Source organism: Acinetobacter sp. S4397-1 (assembly GCF_024129285.1).
GTDB lineage: Bacteria > Pseudomonadota > Gammaproteobacteria > Pseudomonadales > Moraxellaceae > Acinetobacter > Acinetobacter lwoffii_C.
This window is the reverse complement of the sequence record NZ_JAMXXZ010000067.1, coordinates 1-2,594: the sequence shown is the minus strand read 5'-3', so window position 1 is coordinate 2,594 and position 2,594 is coordinate 1. Positions and strand designations below refer to the sequence as shown.

Annotated in this window: 3 protein-coding genes; all 3 read left to right on the top strand. The window is 46.8% G+C overall.

What is annotated here, in order from left to right; all coding sequences use genetic code 11:
• The first annotated feature begins 81 nt into the window (after positions 1–81).
• The 3 genes from NI467_RS14470 (at position 82) to NI467_RS14460 (ending at position 2,563) form a co-directional block, all read left to right on the top strand.
• Positions 82–510 carry a transposase gene (locus NI467_RS14470; protein ID WP_000364662.1) on the top strand — a complete coding sequence of 143 codons (429 nt, stop codon included), beginning with the start codon at positions 82–84 and terminating at the stop codon, positions 508–510.
• On the top strand, positions 507–842 hold the full coding sequence (tnpB, locus tag NI467_RS14465; RefSeq protein WP_000618090.1) for an IS66 family insertion sequence element accessory protein TnpB: 336 nt from the start codon (positions 507–509) through the stop codon (positions 840–842). The genes NI467_RS14470 and tnpB overlap by 4 nt, the downstream gene beginning before the upstream one ends.
• Before the next feature lie 74 nt (positions 843–916).
• The gene (locus NI467_RS14460; protein WP_001094416.1) at positions 917–2,563 is read left to right on the top strand and encodes an IS66-like element ISAba17 family transposase; all 1,647 of its coding nucleotides are present in this window, start codon (positions 917–919) and stop codon (positions 2,561–2,563) included.
• The last annotated feature ends 31 nt before the right edge of the window (positions 2,564–2,594 follow it).

Here is a 2,594-nt window from a genome sequence, read left to right as displayed (position 1 = left end):
GTAAGCGTCCGCTGAACCCCACTTTTTCTAACTCATTAATACCGCGATAGTGTCCACTTAAATTTAAGTGGACACCTATTTATGGATTTAAAGACAGTTATAGACAGTGCACCAACGCTAAAAAAGCCCCGTCGAACCTTCACAGCTGAATTTAAACATCAACTTATTCAGCAATGCCAGCAGCCAGATACATCAGTGGCCAAGGTAGCAATGCAACATCAGATCAATGCCAATCTGCTACATAAATGGATTCGTCAGTCCAGATCAATGCCCCCTGCATTAAAAACCCCATCCATTCCACAGACTGACTTTCTTCCGGTCATTCTTCACCCGACTCCAGTCAAACAAGAAGCACCTCTACCACCTGTGCCAGAGAAGAAAGCTGTCGCTCATATCAGGATTCCATTACATGAGGCACCAAGTTCCGCAAGGGATCAGATGATCGAGATCGACTGGCCGGTGGAGTCAGTAACTGAATTACTGTTGCTGATCCAGGGTTTGACTCAATGATTCGTATTGATGAGATCTGGTTGTCTACCCAGCCGATGGACATGCGTGCAGGGATGGATACAGCCATGGCTCAGGTGCTGAGAGCCTTTGGCTACATCAAACCGCATTGCGCTTACCTGTTCTGTAATAAGCGTGGCCATCGTATGAAAGTGCTGGTGCATGATGGACTGGGTATCTGGCTGTGTGCCCGGCGGCTGGAACAGGGGAAATTCCACTGGGCTAAAGTTCACCAGGGTGAAAGTATGGCGATCAGCCCGGAGCAGTTACAGGCACTGATCCAGGGTTTGCCCTGGCAAAGAATCGGACTGCAGCAAGTGGTAACAATGCTCTAAACCAGGCTCATCCATTCTGCTATTCTCCAAACGTTCTATTTCCTCTGCATCATGACCTCAGGCATACTGCGGTCATGAATACGCTGCCTGATTTAAGCCAACTGACCCATGAACAACTGCTGGAATTTACCAGACAGTTGGCGATGCAGCATCAGTCTCTGGCACAATCTAAACAACAACTGGAACAATCAAATCAGCAATTAGATGCCAGAGTTCAACATCTTGAAGTCACCAATCAGCAATTAGATTCTAAAGTTCAACATCTTTCTATTCTCAATCAAAAATACGAGCATGAGCTTGCACTATTTAAACAGCATAAATTCGGCAGTAAAAACGAACATCTAACCGCAAAACAAATCCATCTCTGGGATGAAGCGGTTGAAGAAGATATTGCAGCGGTTGATCTGGAACTGGAACGACTGAATGCAGATAAAACCAATGCAGCTGCACAGAAAGCCCCAGTCAACAAACCTAAACGTCGGCTGTTGCCAGATCATCTACACACCCTCCGTATTGAGCATGAACCTGAATCAACACAATGCAGTTGTGGCTGTACCTTGCGTCGTATCGGTGAAGATGTCAGTGAAAAACTGAATTTCAGACCGGCACAGTTCTATAAGGAACAGCATGTGCGTGGTAAATGGGTCTGTGATCAGTGTGACACTCTGACTCAGCAAGCGATGCCAGCCTATGTGATTGATAAAGGCATTGCTTCACCTGAATTGCTTAGCCATGTGCTGGTGTCAAAGTATGCCGATCATTTGCCTTTGTACCGTCAACGTCAAATCTTTCTACGCGCAGGTGTTGATCTGTCTAGATCAACGTTATCTGACTGGATTGGCCGCTGTGGGGTGGAACTGGAACCTCTGGCCAATGCCTTAAAACAGGTGGTACTGCAACAGCAGGTGATCCATGCAGATGAAACACCGGTGACGGTCATGCAGATGGGTGAAAATGAGAAAAAGCCCAAAAAAGGTTATGTCTGGGCCTATGCCAGCACACAGTACAATCCAGTTCAGGCAGTGATCTATGACTTTCAAGATAGCCGTTCTGGCCAGCATGCTGAAGACTTCCTGAAAGGCTGGCAGGGTCATTTGGTCTGTGATGATTACAGTGGTTATAAAGCACGCTTTAGATCAGGTCAGGTCATTGAGGTGGGCTGCATGGCACATGCACGTCGTAAATTCCATGAACTACATGTGACCAAGAAAAGTCAGGTCGCTGAACAGGCATTAGTGCTGATTCAGAAATTATATGCGATAGAAGCAGAATTAAGAAAAAAGACGGATGGTACAGCGGAAGACCGCTGCGAATACCGACAACAGCATAGTCAACCGGTCATGCAACAACTATATGAATGGCTCAACCAACATCAGCTGACGGTGCCATCGAGTTCTCCAACCGCCCGGGCGATCAATTACAGCCTAAAACGTTGGACTGCTTTAAGCCGCTATCTGGATGATGGCAATCTACCCATTGACAATAATTGGATAGAGAACCAAATGCGTCCCTGGGCCTTGGGGCGTAAGAACTGGCTATTTGCAGGTTCGCTGCGCAGTGGTCAACGAGCTGCCAATATCATGACTTTAATCCAGTCAGCAAAGCTGAATGGCTTGGATCCGTATGCCTATTTAAGTGATGTGCTGAAAAGGTTGCCAACACATAAAGTGCCCCAAATAGAAGAATTACTACCTCACCGCTGGAAACCTGAACCCCGTTAAAACTTGGCGATGGCGTTCAGCGGATGCTTAC